The organism is Gaiella sp., from assembly GCF_039915195.1.
Lineage (GTDB): Bacteria > Actinomycetota > Thermoleophilia > Gaiellales > Gaiellaceae > Gaiella.
In genome coordinates this window covers 21074-41000 of the sequence record NZ_JBDSNT010000004.1, presented here as the reverse complement: position 1 = coordinate 41000, position 19927 = coordinate 21074, and the positions used below count along the sequence as shown (strand labels likewise).

Below are 19927 nucleotides of genomic sequence, written 5' to 3'. Positions count from 1 at the left end.
CTCATCCGTCTGCCTGGAACCGGATTCGCGGGTTGAAGACGGAGTAGAGGATGTCGGCGACGAACGTGGCGACGAGGTAGATCACGCCTACGATCATGACGCCACTCTCCAGCATCAGGAAGTCCTTGTTCACCGCAGCCGTGTAGATGCGCTGGCCGATGCCGTTGTAGTTGAAGAGCTTCTCGATCACGAGCAGCCCTCCGATCAGGTACCCGACCTGCGTCGCAACGACGGCGATCGTAGGCAGCAACGAGTTGCGCAAGACGTGGCGTCCGACGACCTGTCGCCGGGTCAAGCCCTTCAGATATGCGGTGCGGGTGTAGTCGGCGTCGACGGACTCCATCACGCTTGAGCGTGTGATCCGGGCGATGTAGCCGAACAGGACGGCGACGAGCGCAAAGCTCGGCAGGAGGAGGTATTCGATCTGCGTCGGAATGCTCGCGCCCTCGGGTGCCGTCGCGGTGACGGGGAGCCACCCGAGCGTGACACCGAAGATGAGGATGAGCACGATCGCCGTCACGAACTCGGGTACCGCGGTCAGTGAGAGCCCGCCGACGGTAATCACCCGGTCGATGATCCCGCCGCGCTTGAGCCCGGCGATCGTGCCGCCGATGATGCTCAGCGGTACGACGAACACGAAAGCGACCGCGGCGAGCTTGAGCGAGTTGGCGAGGGCCGGCCCGAGCAGATCCGAGACAGGAACCTGGTATTGCAGAGACGTGCCGAGGTCGCCGCGTAAGAAGTGGCTGATCCAGTCCCAGTACTGCACGACGAGCGGTCGGTTGACTCCCAGAGCTTCGTTGAGACGGTCGACCTGTTCTTGCGATGCAAACGGCCCGAGTACGTTGCGGCCGACATCGCCCGGGAGTAGCTGAGCCAGAGCGAAGACGATCACACTCAGGAGGAAGAGCGTGATCAGCGCTAGGCCGAGCCGCTTGAGAAGGAACCTGGTGATCGCGCGCTCCCGGTTCGAACATCAGGGCTCCGGATGTCGGGCCGAAGCCGACCCGACATCCGGAGCGAGTTGACTCTAGGCTAGCGAGGTACGGCTCAGGTACACGAGCGCCGAGGCGTCGTGGTTGTAGCCCCTGACCCTCTTCGATCCCGCCGCGAGCGAGTTGAAGAAGTAGGGGAAGATGAACGGCGTGTCCTTGAGGAGCGTCCGCTGAATCGAGCCGGCGTACCGACGCTGATCAGAGAGTGCTATCGCTCCCAAGTACCTGTCGATGATCTTGTCGAGTGCCTTGTTCTTGTACTGCGCCTCGTTCCAGACGCTGCACGACTTGATCTCTGACGAGAGGTAGACGTTCGGCACCGATCGTCCACCCCACCCGGTGAGCGTCATCGGGCCGTTGAGCCAGGGTGTGTTGCCGTACTTGCAGGGCGCCGACCACTGGGTCCCGGCGAAGAACTGGGCGTCGGTTTGGAGCTGCAGTGCAAGGTTGATCCCGATAGCTTTCGCCGACCGCTGCATGATCTGGGCGAGCTGCGGCATCTCCCCGTTCTTCTGCACGATGAACGGAACCTTGAAGCCCCTCGGGTACCCGGCCTGTGCCAGCAGCTTCTTGGCGAGCGGGATGTTCTTCGTGCGTTGTGGGACGCGCTTGTTCGTCGATGGGTAAACGGGAGCAAACGGCGAGTCGTTGCCCACGTCCGCGTACCGGTTGAACAGCGTCTTGACGGTCGCAGGACGGTCGATCGTCAGGGCAATCGCCTGCCGCACACGCCGGTCCTTGAGCGGGTTGTTGAGGTTACCGCGCAGGCCCACGGTTCTGTTCTGCGCGCCCCGGACGGCGAAGATCTGCACGTTCGAGTTGTTGAACAAGGCGCGAGCGTTGGCGAACTGCACTTCGTTGAGCATGTCGACCTGTCCGCCGAGCAGAGCGGAGATCTGGGCAGCAACGTCGGAGTAGTAGGTGATATCGACGCCGTCGAGCAATGCTTTGCCGCCCCACCAGGTGGGATTCCGGTCGAACTTCGCCCCGACTCCGGGAGTGTACGAGACGAGACGGAACGCACCGGTCGCCTGCTGGGTCTTGTCGAACGTCCCCACCTTGTAATCCTTCGGCAGGATGATGGCCTGGTAGGTCGACGAGCACGTCAGGTACGGAAAGCTCGCGGTGGCTGCGTCGAGCGTGAACCGCACCGTGAGGTTATCGACGGCCTTGATCCCACCGGACGAGAGGACACCCTTGTAGGCGGAGAGCGCACCCGAATCGGCGCTGACGAGCCGCTCGTACGACGCGACGACATCTTCGGCACCGAACGACTGGCCACTCTGGAACTTGACATTGGGCCGCAGCTTGTAGGTCCACACGGTCGCGGTCGCGTTGGGCGTCCAGCTGAGGGCAAGCTCGGGTACGACCGTCAGGTTCTTCGTCGAGCGATTGAGGAACTCGCCAGCGATGCCGTCGGTCACGAGACCCCCGGTGTCCGCCAGCTTGTACGGCTCGAGATCCTTCGCCGGCGGCGGCAGCACGGCTAGCCGCAGGCGACCTCCCACCTGCCCCCGCGACTGCGCGGCGAACGCGAGCGGCGCATCGTAGGCCGCAAGAGCGGAGCCGACGACCCCCATCGACAATCCGAGCACCGTGGCCTTCTGAAGGAACCCTCGCCGGTCGAGCTCGCCGCTTGCGAATTCGTCGATGAGGTCGTTCTCGAGCTCTCCCGCCTGACCCAACCGATACTCATCGAGCCGACGCATTTCTTCAAAGTTCATCTCGATCCTCCCTCGCTCCTATGGGCTTCTGACGTGGGACACTACACCTGACCGAACGCATTGTCGTGGGCAAGCATCATGACCCAGGGCAACGGATATGCACCGTGCAAGCTTTGACGCGCGTGCCCTGCAGGAAGTTAGGCAGGCCGAACAGGGCGTGCGAGATGGGATAGTTGGCGCGTGCGGATCCAAGCGGATACGATATATGTCATGTTCGTTCCGGAAAGTCAAGCAGGCGGCACGCGCCCCGTTCACTACCGCGGCGCCGCCGCGTGAAGTCGACCGACCAACGTGGTAATTGGCGATCAGGTCTTCCCTGTTCCGTCAGCTGTGGATGCGTTCGGCCGCCTCGCTAGAGCGTTGGCACTCAGGTCAGCTACGACGTCCCGTACCGACGAGAGCACCAGGCATCACGATTCGGGGCGACGCCCTCACCGATCGGGGAGCGGCCTCGCAGGCGCTACGAGGTGCAACGCCCGCGCTAGGCGGTGGATCCTCGTTGAGCCGATCTCGGACTGAGCCGAATCAAGGACTGCGTCGCGCAGTTCCGACGGCGGATGGGTGGGCGCACGAAGCACGATGGAAGCGCTGATGCCGGCGCAGCCGAGCAGAACCGCCGCAAGAACGAGCAGGAATGCAGGGCGGGTGAACGCGTCGAGGAGATAGCCACCGAGGACGGTCGTCAAGGCGATGGCCGTGTACTCCCGGATGTTCCAAGCAATCGTGACCTTCGCCCGATCGCGAGGTTGGATCCTTGCCAGGGCGCCATCGACGATGATGGGCCAGGCTCCGATACCGAAGAACACCGCGGCGATCGTCAGCACGATGTACAGCAGAGCCTGGTGCGCTCCAACGAGGAGAGCCGAGCTCGCGGCACTCGCCGCCAGCATGATCCCGACCGTCAGCCGTGCTCCCGTAGCGGCTGCGATCAGGCCGGCGACGAAGGCGCCGGCGATCTTGGAGAACGAGGTCAACGCCGCCACGAACCCGATCACGAGCGGGCTTAGCAGGAAGACTTCGGACATGACGACCGGAGCAAGACTCACGAGCATCCCCATCGCGCCGACCAGGAAGAGATCAGGCGTCTGCAGCGCGAACCCCGCCGTGATCGCCAGCCGCGGCCTCGCAGATACCGCGGCGCTCGAATCTCGAAGCCACTGGCGCACGCTCGGCAAGGCCGTGAGCACCGCGGCAGTGCCGAGCAGGAACGTGAGGGAGATGCTCGTCGACCGGTGAACGCCAACGGCACGAAACGTCGCCACACCCAGCCCCGTAATGACAGCTCCCGCGATCGTTCCAGTGACATACAACGAGTACTGGGACACGAACGCCCGCTCCGACCCGCGCCGACCAGAGCGCCGCCCGAGGGCCGCTTGCACGCCCACCCAGAACAGCCCATGGCCGACACCTTGAATCATGGCAGCGGCCGACGTTGTCGCGTTCGACGGCGGGAGCGCAAGAGCCACCCCCCCGATCGCGATCAGGCTCAGGCCGACCGCAACTGCGCGCTCGGTCCGACGGAGAACGAGGGCGATCAAGGCGCCCAGGGCAATCGAGATCGTGTTGAGCGCGATCAGCGAGCTCGCGAAGAAGGCCGTCCTCCCTTCTGCGAGGAGGAGGAGCGGCAGCCCTATGGCCACGTTGGCATAGGAGATCCCCGCAGCGAGCGAGGCCATGCCTATCGCCCTTCTGATGGGTGTCACGAGATGGCAGTCAGCTGATGGGTTGCACGGGAACAGATCGTCGTGCATCATATACGGGATATGCTAAGCTCGATGCGGCAGTGAGCGCAAACTACCCAGACGTCGCGACCCCGGGCGGACAAGCGGATCTTCGCGACGCGAATCTCAGCGAGCTCCGCGCGTCCAATCTCGTCGACCTCGTATTCGACGAGGTCAGGGCAGCGATCCTCGACAAGTCTCTCGCGCCGGGCCTACGGGTAACCGAAGCCGGCCTGGCCAAGCACCTGAATGTGAGCAAGACCCCCGTGCGCGAGGCGCTCCTACGGCTCAGGCAGATCGGCCTGATCGAGGACGACGGTCGGCGCGGAGGCAGAGTTATCGCCCCGTCCCGTTCTGCGATCGAGCATGCCTTCGAGATTCGCGAGGCGCTCGAGGTGTTCACAGCCCGCGCGGCCGCAGAGCGGGCCACCGATTCGGAGCGCAGGGCTATCGATTCGGCCGCGGCCGAATCGCTCCGGGGAGCGGAAGCGGGCGACCGCAACGCATTCAGCCGTTGGGACTCGGTGTTCCACGAGCGTATCGCGAGGACGACATCGAATCCCCGTCTGACGCATCTGCTCGATGACGCATGCGGACTTATCGCGACACTTCGCACGCGCGACCTTCCGCACGCGGGTGCGTCGATCGAGTGCGCCAAGGGACATGTCGCGGTCGCCGCCGCTATCCAGGCAGGTGACGCCGCCGCCGCAGCAGTAGAGATGCGGACTCATCTGCTCCGCGTCAAGGACTACATCCTCGAAGCCTTGGCCGATGTGCTCGACATGTCCGAGCAACTCGCTGAACCGATGTCCACTCCACCGAATCAGGAGCCCAACCCGTGAACACCATCCCCTTCAAGGCGCATGCGGGACCTGTCCGCGACTTCATCGGGTACGGCCCCACCACACCGGACCCTCAATGGCCCGACGGGTCGGCCGTTGCTGTCAACCTGGTCCTCAACTATGAGGAAGGGGCCGAGTATTCGCTGCTCGACGGCGACGAGTTCAACGACACGTGGGGCGAGTACTCGTACCAGATCCCGCCGGAGATCCGCGACCTCGGCACCGAGATGCACATGGAGTACGGCAGCCGCGTCGGAGTCTGGCGGCTCGCGCGGATGTTCGACGAGTACGGGATCGACGTCTCGATCGACGCCCCGGCGGTTGCGCTCGAGCGAAACCCCGAGTTCTGTAGTTGGATCCGCGAGCGCACCCACGACGTCATCGGCCACGGGTACCGCTGGACCGAGGACTCGCGGATGACACGCGACGATGAAAAGGCGTACATGCAGCTCGCGATAGCCTCGATCGAGCGCACGACAGGCCAACGCGTCAAGGGATGGATCGTGCGGTCGTTCCCGAGCGTTAACACGCGCGAGCTGCTGGTGGAGGACGGAGGGTTTCTGTACGACTCGGACTCGACGAACGACGAACTGCCCTACTACGTCACGACTCTCGGCAAGCCGTTTCTCGTCGTGCCGTATTCCAAGGTATACAACGATGTCCGGTATCTGATCGCACCGACGTATGCCACGCCGAGGCACTTCTTCGAGAACCTCAAGCTCGCGCTCGATTTCATGGTCGACGAGGCTACCAAGGGGTATGGCGGAAGGACCATGTCGGTTGGTCTGCACGCGCGGTGGAGCGGCCAGGCAAACCGCGCGACTGCCGTCCGAGATTTCATCGAGTACGTGCTCAATAAAGACGGAGCCTGCTTCATGCGACGCCTTGACATCGCACAGCATTGGCTCGAGCAGCACCCTCCGGGATGACGGAGGACTCAGCCGGGAACGGTGCAGGCCGCCTGTCTCGGCGCGTCGCGCTCGTGACGGGCGGAAGCTCCGGGATCGGCCGCGAGATCTGCCGGCTCTTCGCGGCCGAGGGGGCAACCGTCGTGATCGGCGACCAGACCCAGGACGCGGTCGAAGGCGGTGTCCCAACGCAGCAATTGATCGCGGACGCGGGCGGCACGGCGACGTTCGTGCAGGCCGACCTGGGCGTCTCGGCCGACATAGCCGCGCTCGCCACTTCCGTGCTGCGCGAGCACGGCCGCATCGACATCCTCGTCAACAACGTGGCGACGTACGTCGGAAAGCCGCTCCTCGAGACCACCGAGGACGAGTGGAATCGGGTCTTCGCCGTGAACGTGACCGGGGTCTTCCTCCTGACGAAGGCCGTCGTCTCGCAGATGCTGCGGCAGGAGTTGCGCGAGGGAGTCAGAGGTCGGATTGTCAACATTTCGTCGCAGCACGGAATGATCGCGGCACCCAGGGACATCGCCTACGGCACTTCGAAGAGCGCGATCGTCTACATCACCCGTCAGATCGCCACGGACTACGCCGCCGACGGAATCATCTGCAACGCTGTCGCACCCGGCAAGATCGCGACGGGGAAGGGAGGGCGCGAGGACGAGCCCGAGTGGACCGAATACTGGCGTTCTCGGACGCCTCTGCCTCGCCTGGGAACGCCGGTCGATGTCGCCCGCGCCGCGCTGTTTCTCGCGAGCGACGAAGCCACGTACATCACAGGAGCGAACCTGATGGTCGACGGCGGCTGGAGCGCGAGCTAAAGACGTGCGCGTAGGGATCGTCGGAGCAGGCTGGGCAGCGAACGAGCACAGTGCGACGCTCGCCCGCCTGGACGGGGTCACGATCGCCGGGTTCGCCGACCTGGACGTGACGCGAGCGAAAGAGCTCGCCGCCCGATACGGGGCGACCCACCACGCGACGGCGGGCTCGTTGATCGCCGCAGAGGAACTCGACGCGGTCGTCGTCGCCACTCCGCCGGGGGCGCACCGCGAGGCGGCAATTGAGGCAATTGAAGCAGGACTCGCCGTCTTCCTGGAGAAGCCGATCGCCCGCTCGCTGGAGGATGCAACCTCGATCGCCGCGGCCGCAGAGGCGGCTGGCACGGTCTGCGCGGTGGGGTACCAGTGGCGTGCAATCCCGGCTCTCGATTCACTGGCCGCAGCTCTCGAGGGGGAGGGTGTGAGACAGATCGTCAGCGAGGGCACTGGCATCACGCAGGCACGGAGCTGGTTTTCTAACACCGCACTCTCCGGCGGCTTGATCTCCGAGCGCGGCAGCCATCACATCGATCTACAGCGCGCGGTCGGCGGCGAGATCGTCTCTGTCCAGACCGCGGGGAGCAGGCTCGTCGCCCAGGAGCTCGGCCACGCTTCGGACCTGGGCAGAGGGACAGAGACAGGCGTGGCGATGACGCTCCACTTCGCATCCGGCGCCCTCGGCATCGTCCATGTCCTCTGGGTGCCGGAGACGTATCCGAGCCGTCACCGGCTCACGGCCTTTGGCTCAACGTCGATGTACGAGCTCGACCTCGACCCCGTCTTCTCGCTGCGCCGCGACTCAGGGGAGCCAGTCCTCCCCGATCCTGCCGGCGAACATCCCTTCGCAATTGGGCTGATCCGCTTCGTCGACGCAGCGCGCCGACAAGATCCAGAGGGCGTTATCTGCTCTCCGCGGGAGGCAGCGAGCACCCTGGCGGTGGTCGTGGCCTGCGAGCACGCGCTCGTGAGCGGCCGCACCGTTCCCGTCGAGCCGTTGACGGGCACCGCGGGATGATCGCAGGCAGCCGTGTCCTCGTTACCGGCGCCGGCTCGGGAATCGGCCGTGCTCTCTGTGAGTACCTGGCAGCGAGGGGTGCGGCGATTGCCGGGCTCGATCGGAACGGGGCGGGCCTCGGTCGGACGATCGACGAGCTTCGGTCGCGTGGCGCGACGACTGTCGGCCTCGAAGCTGACGTGGCCTCATTCGACGAAGTGAACGCCGCAATCGGGGCCGCGGCTTCAGCCTTCGAAGGGCTCGACGCGGCAGTAAACGTCGCGGGCATCGGCGGATACACGGGAGATGTCGTGGAGACGCCGCTCGAGGCGTGGGAACAGACGGTGGGCGTGAACCTCACAGGAGTCTTCCACGTCTGCCGTGCCGTCATTCCACTGCTCCGTGCAGCGGGCGGTGGCTCGATCGTCAACGTCAGCTCGCAGTACGGACTTGTTGGGTGCCTCGCGAGCCCCGCCTACTGTGCCTCGAAAGCGGGTGTGATCGGCCTCACGCGCTCCCTCGCCGTCGATCACGCCCGCGACAGAATCCGTGCCAACTGCGTGTGCCCGGGACCGATCGAGACACCGTTGTTGTACGCCAGCGAGTCACAGACTGACGTCGCGCAGCGCGAGCACGAGCGGACGCACGGAAGGCTGCTCGCCGGCCGCCCCGGCACGACAACAGAGGTCGCCGAGGCGATCGGCTACCTGCTCGAGGCAGAGTTCGTGAACGGCGCTGTCCTGACCCTCGACGGCGGCTGGACCGCTGGCTAACGCAGCCGCTCGACCATATGTCGTATATGATGCAGAAGTGACATACGATCTCGTTGTGCGCGGGGGGACGATCATCACGTCCGACCGCAGCGTCGTTGCCGATGTCGGAGTGCGCGGCGAGACGATCGCTGCGATCGGAGACCGCCTCAGAGGCGCGCGCGAGATCGATGCAACCGGAATGTACGTCCTCCCTGGTGCGATCGACGGTCACGTTCACATGCGGACGAACCGGGCTCACGACGTCTACGACGACACCTTCGAAACTGGCACGATCGCCGCAGCCTTCGGCGGCGTGACGACGATGGTCGATCAGGCGCAGGTCGAAGTGGGAACCTCGTTGAGCGATGGCCTCGACAGCCGCCTCGCCGAGGCCGAGGCGTCGCTGATCGACTACAGCGTGCACATCAACGTCCGCGAGGCGTCTCTCGAGCGGGTCGCCGAGATTCCGGCGATCGCTGAACGCGGCTTTCCCAGCTTCAAGTTCTTCATGAACTACGAGACCTACGCACTACCGGACGAAATCATCTTCGCCGCGATGCAGGCGGTAGCCTCATGTGGTGGGCTGGCGATCGTCCACGCCGAGCACCGAGGGGTGATCGAGGAACTCGAGCGTCAGAATCGTCTCGCTGGCCGCACCGGGCCCGAATGGCACCTGAGTGCACGACCGCCAGAGCTCGAAGCAGAAGCTACCCACCGTGCACTCGCACTCGCCCAGATTGCCGGCGTACGGTTGCTGATCTTTCACATGACTGCCTCCGAGGCGCTCAGAGAAGTCCGTGCCGCACGCGCCCGCGGCCAGGAGGTTTACGGCGAAGTCTGCACGCAGTACGTCCTGCTCAGCGACGCAGACATCTATGACCCGGTCAGCGGCACGGCTCTCAGGTTTAGCCCGCCCCTCCGGACGCCCGCGCACCAGGAGGCGCTGTGGGCTGCGCTCGCCGACGGGACATTGGACGTGATCTCGACGGATCACGGGCCACGACGTCGCGTCTCCGGTCCCGACGGACAGCTCTACACACCGCCTGGAACGAGCGGGATCGAGACACGCCTGTCGCTCTTCCACACCTTTGGAGTCCTGGCGGGGCGGATGTCCCTGCAGCGCTGGGTGGATGCGTGCTGCACACGCCCCGCAGTCGTCTGCGGTCTCCCGACGAAGGGGCGCGTGGACATCGGGTACGACGCCGATCTCGTCGTCTTCGACCCCGAAGCGAAGCTCACGCTGTCACACGAGGTTCTCCATTCCGACATCGACTATTCGACGTACGACGGGATCACCGTCCAGGGACTGCCCGTGACGACGATCAGCCGTGGTGAAGTGCTCATAGAAGATCGAACGCTCATGGCGGCGCCGGGACGCGGACGACTCGCTCCGCGCGGCTATCCCGGTCCGCTCTGATCGGTAGCGGCCCGCGCCGCCGCCTCGTACGGGAGTGCCTCACTGTCGATCGGGAGTCGGCGGACGGCCATCACCTTCCGCTCCGACATCGGACGGTTGAGATCGGCCAGGAGCTCCCGCGCATCGTATCCCCGCCCTGCCGCCTCGAGCTCAGTGGTGGCGAAGACAATCCGCACGACGCCCGCGAGCAGAGCGGCCGCCTGACACATCGGGCACGGCTCGGTGCTTGCAACCAACGTCGCTCCGGACAGATCCGGGCTCCCGAGCGCGCGCGCCGCGTTTCGCAACGCGACAACCTCCGCGTGCGCCGTCGGATCGTCGTCAGCGACATATCGGTTGACCCCCTCCCCAACGATCTCTCCGCCGAGTGCGACAATGGCACCGAACGGACGTCCGCCGGTCTCCGCGTTCTCCACGGCGAGTGCGATCGCACGGGTAAGCCAGACTTTTTCGCGAGGCGACCCCGTCAACCGAGGGGTGCTTTCGATCGTAGCCCGAATCCACCAATGTGCTTGATCCCGCCAAACGGTGGGTACAGGCTAGGCCAACACATGCACGCGGCCTCCGAGAACCTTCACTTCGTAGACGGCCACGCGCATGCCGGGATCGTCGAGGCAGACACCTGAGACGAGGTCGAACTCCCAGCCATGGTGGGGGCAACGGAGCACCTTCCCCTCCTCAAGGGAGTACGCACCGGGCGTGCCGCTCTCCCGCGTCCTCAGCGTTCCCCGACAGAGAGGAGACCCGACATGCGGGCACCGATTACGGAGCGCCTTGAGGCTCCCGTCGCTCGGGTCGACGAGAACTCCGATCTCACGTCCGCCGACACGGACGATGGCTCTTCCGTCGCGTATCACGTGCTCGAGAGAGGCGACGTCGTGCCACTCCCTCATGCTGTGACGAGCCCCAGCTTGTCCCCGTAGAAGGCCGCGGCGTTCTCGTGCATGACCTTGGCGCGCCACGCCTTGGGCAACCTGTTGATGACAAACTTCGGATCGTCCCAGTCCCAATGCGGATAATCGGACGCGAAGCAGAGAATGTCTGGAGCCCCTGCAGCCTCGAGCATCTCGAAGAGCAACGAATCGTGGCCGTCCGTATGCTCGAGTGGCTGGGTCGAAAAGCGCACATGATCGCGCATGATCTCGCTCGGCCGCCGCTCGAGCCAGGGTACCTCCGCCCGCAACCCGCGCCAGTTCGTGTCCAGGCGCCACAGGAGGCCTGGGAGCCAGGCGACGCCGCCCTCGAGCAGCATGACTTTCAGGGTCGGCAGGCGCTCGAAGATGCCGTTGCAGATGAGCGACACGAGATGCGACATCACGCTGGTCGCGGAGCCGACCGTGTGCCACTCGATGTAGAACGTGTGCGCCCCGGCTCCACCCCCGGGAGCGGCGATTCCCATGCCCTCGCCGCTCGTGTGGATAGCGACCTGCAGCCCACACTCGGCCGCCGCCTCGAAGATCGGCAGATAGCGCGGCTCACCGTAGGGGCGTTCGGATCCCGCGCAGAGCAGCACCTCCACAAAGCGGTCATCCGTCGCCGCAGCTCGCTGGATCTCTCGCGCAGCGGCCAATGGATCCTGAGCCGGGCAGAGGATCGATCCCCGCAGGCGCGGCTCACCGTCGAGCCACTGCTCGCGCACCCAGTCGTTGTGCGCACGCGCAAAGGCCGCGGCACGATAGGGGCTGGCCATCAGGGATACCGTCGATGCATCGTTCGCGTGGAGGATCCCGACGTCGGCGCCATACGCGTCGAGTGCCTCCCGCGAGATCCGCTCCAACGCGCCAGGCGCATAACCGGGCTCTAGGAGACCCTCGTCATTCGCAAAACCGAAGGGGTGACTCCAGGGGTATCCCGGCAGACCGAGATCCCCGCGAGTCTGGAACCACTCGCGCTGAGCCGGATCCATATACGACAGGAAGTCGGCCTGATCCGCGATCACATGGTGAATGTCACAATCGATCACTTGTTGAGCATATACCAGATATCTGGTGGAGCATATACCAGATATGATGTAAGGGTCGCCATGATAACGTCCCTCTCCGGCGGCATGACCAAGGAGCGAACATCGAACTAGGCGCATACGCTACGACCGATGCCTTCGACGGGTCAACCCTCTCTGTCGCGGCGACCGGAGCCCTCAAAACCCAAGTCTCTGAGCGAACGGGCACGCTGTGGGCAGCCGTCGAGACCGACGCGAGCGGCGGTCTGCAACTCATCCGAGGCATGCTCTCGCCCGAGTATCGCGGGCCTGGCTCGGGCGCTCGAAGGCACCCGACATGAAGCAAGCCGTCGTGCTCGTCACGGGAGGCGCAGGCTTCGTCGGGAGCAATCTCGTCAGGCGGCTGCTCGAGAACGACACCGACACCCGCGTCATCGTGTTCGACCGCTCCGCCGACGCCCTCGCGCACGCGCTGTTCGCCCCGTTCGCCGACCGTGTCACGGTGCACCTGGGTGACATCACGAGCCCTCGGTCACTCTCCGACGTGCCCGGAAAGGAACTGATCACACACGTGGCACACGCCGCCATGGTCGCGCACGTGCCGCAATGGGAGATCGACGACCCGACACGGTTTGTCGACGTGAACATCGTCGGTACCACGAACGTTCTCGAGTGGGCGCGACGGCTCCCCTCGCTCGAACGTTTTCTCTACCTCAGCAGCGGTGGCGTGTACGGCGATGCGACGGCGGACAGCCCCGAGGCACCCCAACCGGAGACGGGCCCGTTCAATCCACCGGAGCTCTATGCGATCTCCAAGTACACATCCGAACTGATCGCGTGCCGTTATGGCGTCCTCTTCGGCCTCGACGTGCGCGCGGTACGCCTGAGCTGGGTTTTCGGCCCGATGGAGCGAACCACGTCGAGCCGGTCCCTCATGTCGCCGCCCTACGCGATCGCAAGGGCGATTATCGAAGACCGGCCGGTCACAGTTACGCGACGCTCGCTGTCGGCGGTCGGCGACTTCCTGAGTTCCGAAGACATCGCGCATGCGCTTTGCTCACTCCTCGGCGCGGTCGCCCCTCGGCAGGCGTGCTACAACATCGCCGCCGGCGAGCTGACGAGCATTTCGGACCTGCTCGACCTGGTGGCCGCCGTACACCCGTCTCTCCGGCGTGCGGTGGTAGCCGACGGAGAGAGCGCCGACATCGACCATGATCCGACCCTGCGACGCGCACGCTGGAACGCCTACGACATCGAACGCATGCGCAGCGAGTTCGAGTGGGAGCCGCGCCCACTGGCCGAGCAGCTCGCGTCGTACTACGCCTGGGTGTTCGGCGACGCGCCGACGCGCTGCCCGGCTGTCGCGCAGGTCTGACCCGATGAAGTTCGGAATCCTCCTGATCGCACCGAACGTGAGCGGCGACTACACGCGGGACTTCACCGAACTGCTCGAGCAGGCTATCGCCGCCGACGAACTGGGCTACGACTCGGTCTGGGTCACCGAGCACCACTCTGCGTTCGGTGTCATCGGGTCGCCAGCCGTGCTTCTCGCCGCGATCGCGATGAAGACGAGCCGAGTGCGCCTCGGCTCGATGGCGGCAATCTTGCCGTATCACCGACCGATCCACATCGCCGAAAGCTACGCGCTCGTCGACGTCCTGAGCGGCGGACGCCTTGAGCTCGGCGTCGGCCGCGGGAATCTCGCTTCCGAGCTCGCGTTGCACGGCGTCGATCCCGACACGAGCCGAGCGACGTTCTGGGAGAGCCTCGAGACACTCCGTGGTCTGTGGGGGGACGGCCCGCAGCCCGAGGGGCTGACGACGTTTCCGCAGCCCCTACAGTCTCCGGTCCCGATCTGGGTCGCTGCAAACAGCCTCGAATCAGCCGAGCGGGCTGCCGGGCATGGCCTCCGGATCGCGACGTCGCCCGCCGGAGGCGATTTGGCCGACTACACGCGAAACATGCGCGCGATGCGCGCGATGCTCGAGGCACGCGGTCACGAGCCTGCGCGCATGGAGTTTCCGCTTTCGACCTTCGACACCTACATCGCACCGACGCGGGCCCAGGCTCGCTCAGACTTCCTCGAGTCCGCCTTCAGGATGCACCAGCTGATGTCCGCGGCGGGACGCCGCCCGCCTACCGCAGCAACGCCAGCGGCGTTCGCCGACCGCGCCGACGCCCTGGGCACACGAGTCGTGACCGACCCGACGGAAGCAATCTCATTCCTGCGGGCGCTCGACGCCAGGGCCGGCCTCGGGCATTTCGTTGCGGCGACGGCGCAAGGCGGCCTCGCGCACGAACTCGTGCTGTCGTCGATGACACTCTTCGCCGAAGAGGTAATGCGCGTCATCCGAGCCGGTTAGAGGCACGGCGGATCAGCAAGTAGCGAACCCGCGGGCCGACTCCTGGTATCCGGCTCGCCGTCGGCTGACTCCGCGAGGCGCGACCGGCCTCTCGGCTGGCGCGCAATCGAACGTGCACCCGCCCACCCACGCCCTCCGTCGGGTCGATCCGAATGCGATTCGACTTGTCGAACAGAGACGAGCCGCTTCTCACGTCGAACTCCCAGCGATGCAAAGGGCAAACGAGCACGTGGCCGTCCAACATGCACGATGCGTCCGTTCGCGAATCCGATGCGACTCGTGATCAGGGGGGCGTGCGCGCCTGGTGCGTTGCTCGACGCGTACGGTGCGGCGGACGACGTCACGTCGCGAGTGTTCCTTATTTGGTACAACGTCCCACCACGATGGTGATCGCGAAACTCGAAACGTTCGTCGTCGGCAACCCGTCCCCTGGCTTCGGCGGAAAGTACTTCATCTTCCTCAAGCTGACGACCGACGACGGGATCGAGGGCATCGGCGAGGTCTACACCGCCACCTTCGGCCCGCACGTCGTGACGCAGATGATCGAGGACGTCTGCGGCCGCCACGTGATTGGCGCCGACCCGTTCCGGATCGAGCGACTCTGGCGCGACGTCTACGGCCAGGGCTACTCTGGGCGTCCGGACATCTCGCTCGTCGGCGTGCTGAGCGGGATCGAGATGGCCTGCTGGGACATCGTCGGCAAGGCGGTCGAGAAGCCCGTCTACGAGCTCCTCGGCGGCCTCGTGCACGAGCGCCTCCGCGGGTACACCTACCTCTACCCTGAGCCTGCCGATACGACCAACGTCTACTTCGACGCCGATCTCGCAGCCGAGCGTGCGGCGGAGTACATGGCGCTCGGGCACACCGCCCTGAAGTTCGACCCGGCGGGTGGCTACTCGACCTTCGACCCGAGGCAGCCCGGTCTCGAGGAGCTCGAGCGCTCCGAGCGCTACGTCCGGCAGGTGCGCGCGGCCGTCGGCGACCGCTGCGACCTGCTCTTCGGCACGCACGGCCAGTTCACGCCTGCCGGAGCGATCCGTCTCGCGCAGCGCCTCGAGCAGTACGACCCGCTCTGGTTCGAGGAACCAACGCCACCCGAGATCCCCGAGGAGATGGCGAAGGTCGCACGCGGGACGTCGATCCCGATCGCGACCGGTGAGCGGCTGACCACGAAGTACGAGTTCTCACGCGTCCTCGAGACCGGCGCCGCGGCGATCCTGCAGCTGAACCTGGGTCGAGTCGGCGGCCTTCTCGAGGCAAAGAAGATCGCCGGGATGGCCGAGGCGCACTATGCCCAGATCGCGCCTCACCTCTACTGCGGCCCGGTCGTCGGCGCTGCGAACATCCAGCTCAGCGCCTGCAGTCCGAACTTCCTCGTGCTCGAGGGGATTCGGGACTGGGGAGGCTTCCACGCCGAGATCCTGAAGACGCCGATCGAGTGGGAAGACGGGTACGTCATTCCTTCGAGGGCACCCGGCCTCGGGGTCGAGCTCGACGAGGCCGTTGCGGCAGCGCACCCGTACGACGGTGACGAGCTCCACCTGACGCCCGTCTTCGGGCCACCCACCTAGCCGCTACGCAATGATCTGAGCGGGAAACCCGGGCGCGCGCAGGTCTGCGCCCACCGCATCCTCGAGAAGCTTGACGACCATTGGCGACCACGCGGTGCCGCCATACTCCTCGCGCGCGCGAAGGAATGTGTCCTGGACGAGCGAGGCGAGCTCGAGAGGCACGCCGAACTCCTCGCCGAGCTCGTGTGCGAAGCCGAGATCCTTGCAGGCCAGGTCCATCGTGAAGCCGATGTCGTAGCTGCCGTTCAGGATCACCTGGCTCTCGGTCTCGTGGACGAAGCTCGTGCCCGAGCTCGCCTTGATCACCTCGAACGACTGCGCGAGATCGAGACCACCCTGCTTCGCCAGCATCAACGCCTCCCCGGCGGCTACGAGATGGATAAAGGCGAGCATGTTCGTAATCACCTTGATCACGGAGGCGCTACCCAGCGAACCGATGTAGAAGACCTTGCCGCCGATCGCCTCGAACGCCGGGAGGTGTTCGGCGAAGACGTCAGCGTCGCCACCGACGAGGACCGTGATCTGACCGGACGCAGCGAGATGGACGCCACCGGTGACCGGTGCCTCGAGCGTCCGGACGCCGAGCGCAGCCGCGACCTCCGCAAGACGGAGCAGCTCGTGGCGGTCGTTCGTGCTCGAGTCGATCCACGTGCCTCCCGCCGAGAGCCCCTCGAGCACTCCATCGTCTCCACAGAGAACATCCTCGACAACCTTCGGGGACGGGAGGCAGGTGAAGACGGAGTCGGAGGCGGCCGCCACTCCCTTCGGGGACGCGGCCCAGACGGCGCCCGCCTCGACGAGCGACGCGGCGGCGGCTTCGTCGCGATCGTTCACGGTCAGCGGGAATCCTGCTTCCAGCAGGCTCGCTGCGAGGTGCCGCCCGAGATTGCCGAGCCCGACGAAGCCGAGGCGTTGCATGGTGGGTCCTTTCGCCAATTCAGGGTCAGGTCAATTCAGGGTCAGGGGATGAGGACGATCTTCCCGAACTCAGTGCCGTCGTGGAGGCGCGTGAATGCGGCCTGGGCGTCCGAGAGTGCAAACTCGGAGTCGATCAGCGGCTTCACCCCGGTCTGCTCGAGGAACGCGCACATCTCGCGGAACTCGTCGCGCGTCCCGATCGACGATCCACGGACCGTGAGCTGCCGCCAGAACATTCGAGACAGGTCGGCCGACGGGTCCGGGCCGCTCGTTGCTCCTGCGACGACCACCGTGCCGCCCGTGCGAAGCGACTTCAACGAATGATCCCACGTCGCCTTGCCGACCGAGTCGAGCACCGCGTCGACCCGGTGTGGAAGCCGACTGCCCGGAGCAAAGGCGCCCGCTGCACCGAGCTCGAGGGCCTTCGCCCGCTTCTCCTCGCTGCGGCTCGTCACGTAGACGACGAGGCCGGCGGCGTTGCCGAGCAGGAGGGCCGCGGTCGAGACCCCTCCTCCCGCGCCCTGGACGAGAACGGACTGGCCCGGTCGGAGACCGGCGCGATTGAAGAGCATGCGATAGGCAGTCAGGTAGGCAACGGGGAGGCATGCTGCCTCGACGAAGGAGAAGCCCGCCGGCTTGGGCAGGAGGTTACGCGTCGGAACCGCCATCCGCTCTGCTAGCGATCCGGGCACGCCTCTCTCCGAGAAGACGTGAAAGTCGGCGGCGAGCGTCTCGTCCTCACCCGGCTCGGGATTCCCGAGCACTGCATGCGCGACGACCTCTCGCCCGTCGGCCGTCACACCGGCTGCGTCGGTGCCGAGGATGATCGGTACCTCATCCTTGGTGACCCCGATGCCGCGCAGACTAAAGAGGTCGTGGTGATTGATCGCCGCCGCGCGAACGGCGATGACTTCCCAGCCATCGGGAGCCGTCGGCTCGGGGACATCACGGATCTCGAGGCCGGCCAGCGGATCGTCGGGCGTGATTCTGGCGCAGACAGCTGCGAGCAATTCAGAAACCTCCGCGGGGAAGAGCGCAGCCGTCGACGACGGCGTGCATCGGAAGGCGCGAGCGTACCGACCCAAGGTTGTGTCCGTCGCATATGCTCACGCAATGCGTGTAATTGTCTTCAACGGGGCCGGCGGAAACGAGGTTATCGATCTCGTGGAGCGAGCCGACCCGCTCCCGACCGGTGACGACGTCCTCGTCGCCGTCCGCTACGCGGGACTAAACCCCGCTGACATCGCACAGCGCGAAGGTCGCTATCCCGCCCCTCCGGGCTCGCCGCCGGACGTTCCCGGGATCGAGGTCTCCGGAACCGTGATTGCCTTCGGACCGACGGCGCGTCGATTCGCGATCGGCGACCGCGTCTTCGGGATCGTGGGAGGCGGTGGGCTCGCCGATCGCGTCCTCGTCCACGAGCGGCACGTCGCCGCCGTTCCCGACGTTCTCGACGACCTTGCCGCTGCGGCCGTTCCAGAGGCCTTCGTCACCGCTCACGACGCAGTAATGTCACAGGCGCAGCTTCGACCGGGCGAGCTCCTCGTGGTCAACGGGGCGAACGGCGGAGTCGGAACCGCCGCCGTGCAGATCGCAGCCGTCTCGGGCGCTCGCGTTCTCGCAACCGTCAGGACCGAGTCTCTTCGCGACGACGTCACGAAGCTCGGCGCGACCGTGATCGCACCGGACGATCTCGTCGAGCGCGCGGTTGCCGAGGGCGGCGCCGACGTCATCCTCGAGCTCGTCGGTTCTCCTAATCTCGACCCCGACCTTCGCGCACTTGCTGTCAAGGGACGGATCGTCATCGTCGGCACCGGCGGCGGGACGGAGGCGCCGCTCGACCTACGGAAGCTGATGGGACGTCGCGCGCGCCTGATGGGGACGGTCCTCAGGGCACGACCTCTCGAGGAGAAGGCTCTCGCGGTTCAGTCGTTCGCCCGCGAGGTCGTACCGCACCTCGCCACTGGGCGAATCGTCTCCCTCGTCGATCAGGTCTTCCCGGCCGAGGACGCTGGTGCCGCGTTCGACCGGCTCGAGGCGTCGGGCAAGCTCGGCAAGGTGCTTCTCGACTTCGACGCGTAGTGGCATGGCCCAGGTAGCGTTCCTCGCGCACTGCTTGCTCAACCAGAACGCGAAGACGCTCGGCGGCGCGAAGACGCCCGCCGTCTGGGAGCCGGTGATCGACATCCTGCTCGAGCGCGGCTGGGTGATCCGACAGATGCCGTGTCCCGAGCTCGCCTTCGGCGGGGTGCGGCGTTTCTGGTGGGTGCGCGAGCAGGCAGACACGCCGCTCTTCCGCGAGCACTGCCGGCGGCTGGCGCGCACCGTCGCCGCCACGATGCAGCCACACGTCTCGGCAGGCGATGACGTGGTGATGATCGGGATCGATTCGAGCCCCACCATGGGCGTCTCCTTCCAGCCGTCGTCGACGACGTGGGGAGGCGAGCCCAACATCGGAGCCGACGACACAACGATGGTCGACGGGGAAGGAATCTTCCTCGAAGAGCTGCGAGCCGAGCTCGAGAGCCGCGACCTGCCGATGCCACGACGAACGGGCATTCGCCACTGGTTTCCGGACTACGACCCGGCCGAGGAGCACGCTCGCCTCGTCGAGCTGCTCGAAAACGCATGACTGCAGCGGATCCTCGATCGGAGAAGGTCGCCGTCGTTCCCGAGGCACGGTTCGCCGAGCTGTTGCCGGAGCTCCGAGCTGCAGGCTACGGGCTGATGCAGCTTCCGCCTGCAACTCTCGCGCCGTCGACCGCCGCCGAAGCGGTGGGTCAGCTCGCCGAGCAGGTGACCGAATACCGGCGGAACGGCTACGAGGTCGTGCTCGCGGACACCGGCGCGTGGTGCGCCGAGCTCGATGCCGTGTTGGTGCGGCTCGGGCTCGAACCGCTCGCGCGCCGCTCCGCATAGATCAGGCCGTCACGCTATTCGGTGCGGGTCAGGCGGCGCGCAGGGTCGG

General features: G+C 65.9%; 20 protein-coding genes. 12 read left to right on the top strand and 8 right to left on the bottom strand.

The genetic code is table 11. The annotated features are described in order from the left end of the window. Nucleotide 1: 1 nt before the first annotated feature. From ABIR74_RS00365 to ABIR74_RS00355, 3 genes are all read right to left on the bottom strand, one after another. Nucleotides 2–955, bottom strand: a complete 954-nt coding sequence (locus ABIR74_RS00365; RefSeq protein ID WP_348174735.1) for an ABC transporter permease — start codon at nt 953–955, stop codon at nt 2–4. Between the two features lie 75 nt (nt 956–1030). Next, complete coding sequence (locus ABIR74_RS00360; protein WP_348174626.1) at nt 1031–2719, bottom strand: ABC transporter substrate-binding protein; 1689 nt, start codon at nt 2717–2719, stop codon at nt 1031–1033. A gap of 431 nt (nt 2720–3150) precedes the next feature. After that, nucleotides 3151–4395, bottom strand: a complete 1245-nt coding sequence (locus ABIR74_RS00355; protein ID WP_348174625.1) for an MFS transporter — start codon at nt 4393–4395, stop codon at nt 3151–3153. A 107-nt stretch (nt 4396–4502) separates the two neighbouring features. On the opposite strand from ABIR74_RS00355, the gene ABIR74_RS00350 reads away from it, so the two are divergent. From ABIR74_RS00350 to hydA, 6 genes are read left to right on the top strand one after another with little or no spacing between them, the layout of a single operon-like run. Then, nucleotides 4503–5282 (top strand): GntR family transcriptional regulator, encoded by a 780-nt coding sequence (locus tag ABIR74_RS00350; protein ID WP_348174624.1) that lies wholly within the window; start codon nt 4503–4505, stop codon nt 5280–5282. After that, a complete protein-coding gene (locus ABIR74_RS00345) occupies nt 5279–6211 on the top strand; it encodes a polysaccharide deacetylase (RefSeq protein ID WP_348174623.1) in 933 nt (310 codons plus the stop codon). Before ABIR74_RS00350 ends, ABIR74_RS00345 begins: the two co-directional genes overlap by 4 nt. Beyond that, on the top strand, nt 6208–7008 hold the full coding sequence (locus ABIR74_RS00340; protein ID WP_348174622.1) for a glucose 1-dehydrogenase: 801 nt from the start codon (nt 6208–6210) through the stop codon (nt 7006–7008). Before ABIR74_RS00345 ends, ABIR74_RS00340 begins: the two co-directional genes overlap by 4 nt. A gap of 4 nt (nt 7009–7012) precedes the next feature. Beyond that, nucleotides 7013–8020, top strand: a complete 1008-nt coding sequence (locus tag ABIR74_RS00335; RefSeq protein WP_348174621.1) for a Gfo/Idh/MocA family oxidoreductase — start codon at nt 7013–7015, stop codon at nt 8018–8020. Beyond that, nucleotides 8017–8772 (top strand): SDR family oxidoreductase, encoded by a 756-nt coding sequence (locus ABIR74_RS00330; RefSeq protein ID WP_348174620.1) that lies wholly within the window; start codon nt 8017–8019, stop codon nt 8770–8772. Before ABIR74_RS00335 ends, ABIR74_RS00330 begins: the two co-directional genes overlap by 4 nt. A 37-nt stretch (nt 8773–8809) precedes the next feature. Then, entirely contained in the window at nt 8810–10168 is a 1359-nt protein-coding gene (gene hydA / locus ABIR74_RS00325) for a dihydropyrimidinase (protein ID WP_348174619.1), read from the top strand. Here hydA and ABIR74_RS00320 read toward each other — a convergent pair. The 3 genes from ABIR74_RS00320 to ABIR74_RS00310 all read right to left on the bottom strand — a co-directional run bounded on the left by ABIR74_RS00320 (nt 10150) and on the right by ABIR74_RS00310 (nt 12131). Beyond that, entirely contained in the window at nt 10150–10638 is a 489-nt protein-coding gene (locus tag ABIR74_RS00320) for a nucleoside deaminase (RefSeq protein ID WP_348174618.1), read from the bottom strand. The genes hydA and ABIR74_RS00320 overlap by 19 nt on opposite strands. Nucleotides 10639–10707: 69 nt before the next feature. Then, complete coding sequence (locus ABIR74_RS00315) at nt 10708–11061, bottom strand: Rieske (2Fe-2S) protein (protein WP_348174617.1); 354 nt, start codon at nt 11059–11061, stop codon at nt 10708–10710. Further along, nucleotides 11058–12131, bottom strand: coding sequence for an amidohydrolase family protein (locus ABIR74_RS00310; RefSeq protein ID WP_348174616.1), 1074 nt, complete (start codon nt 12129–12131; stop codon nt 11058–11060). Before ABIR74_RS00310 ends, ABIR74_RS00315 begins: the two co-directional genes overlap by 4 nt. Nucleotides 12132–12444: 313 nt before the next feature. On the opposite strand from ABIR74_RS00310, the gene ABIR74_RS00305 reads away from it, so the two are divergent. From ABIR74_RS00305 to ABIR74_RS00295, 3 genes are all read left to right on the top strand, one after another. Continuing rightward, complete coding sequence (locus ABIR74_RS00305; protein WP_348174615.1) at nt 12445–13482, top strand: NAD(P)-dependent oxidoreductase; 1038 nt, start codon at nt 12445–12447, stop codon at nt 13480–13482. A 4-nt stretch (nt 13483–13486) separates the two neighbouring features. Then, nucleotides 13487–14470, top strand: coding sequence for an LLM class flavin-dependent oxidoreductase (locus tag ABIR74_RS00300; RefSeq protein ID WP_348174614.1), 984 nt, complete (start codon nt 13487–13489; stop codon nt 14468–14470). 383 nt (nt 14471–14853) lie between these two features. Then, nucleotides 14854–16041: a mandelate racemase/muconate lactonizing enzyme family protein gene (locus ABIR74_RS00295; RefSeq protein ID WP_348174613.1), complete on the top strand. Its 1188-nt coding sequence runs from the start codon at nt 14854–14856 to the stop codon at nt 16039–16041. Between the two features lie 3 nt (nt 16042–16044). Here ABIR74_RS00295 and ABIR74_RS00290 read toward each other — a convergent pair whose 3' ends face one another. Both ABIR74_RS00290 and ABIR74_RS00285 read right to left on the bottom strand, forming a co-directional pair. After that, nucleotides 16045–16959, bottom strand: a complete 915-nt coding sequence (locus ABIR74_RS00290; RefSeq protein WP_348174612.1) for an NAD(P)-dependent oxidoreductase — start codon at nt 16957–16959, stop codon at nt 16045–16047. 41 nt (nt 16960–17000) lie between these two features. Continuing rightward, entirely contained in the window at nt 17001–17969 is a 969-nt protein-coding gene (locus ABIR74_RS00285; RefSeq protein ID WP_348174611.1) for a zinc-binding dehydrogenase, read from the bottom strand. 103 nt (nt 17970–18072) lie between these two features. On the opposite strand from ABIR74_RS00285, the gene ABIR74_RS00280 reads away from it, so the two are divergent. The 3 genes from ABIR74_RS00280 to ABIR74_RS00270 are packed head-to-tail and all read left to right on the top strand — an operon-like array spanning nt 18073 to nt 19878. Further along, the gene (locus ABIR74_RS00280; RefSeq protein ID WP_348174610.1) at nt 18073–19041 is read left to right on the top strand and encodes an NAD(P)H-quinone oxidoreductase; all 969 of its coding nucleotides are present in this window, start codon (nt 18073–18075) and stop codon (nt 19039–19041) included. Nucleotides 19042–19045: 4 nt separating this feature from the next. Continuing rightward, nucleotides 19046–19591, top strand: a complete 546-nt coding sequence (locus ABIR74_RS00275) for a hypothetical protein (protein WP_348174609.1) — start codon at nt 19046–19048, stop codon at nt 19589–19591. Then, the gene (locus tag ABIR74_RS00270) at nt 19588–19878 is read left to right on the top strand and encodes a hypothetical protein (protein WP_348174608.1); all 291 of its coding nucleotides are present in this window, start codon (nt 19588–19590) and stop codon (nt 19876–19878) included. Before ABIR74_RS00275 ends, ABIR74_RS00270 begins: the two co-directional genes overlap by 4 nt. Nucleotides 19879–19927 lie beyond the last annotated feature (49 nt).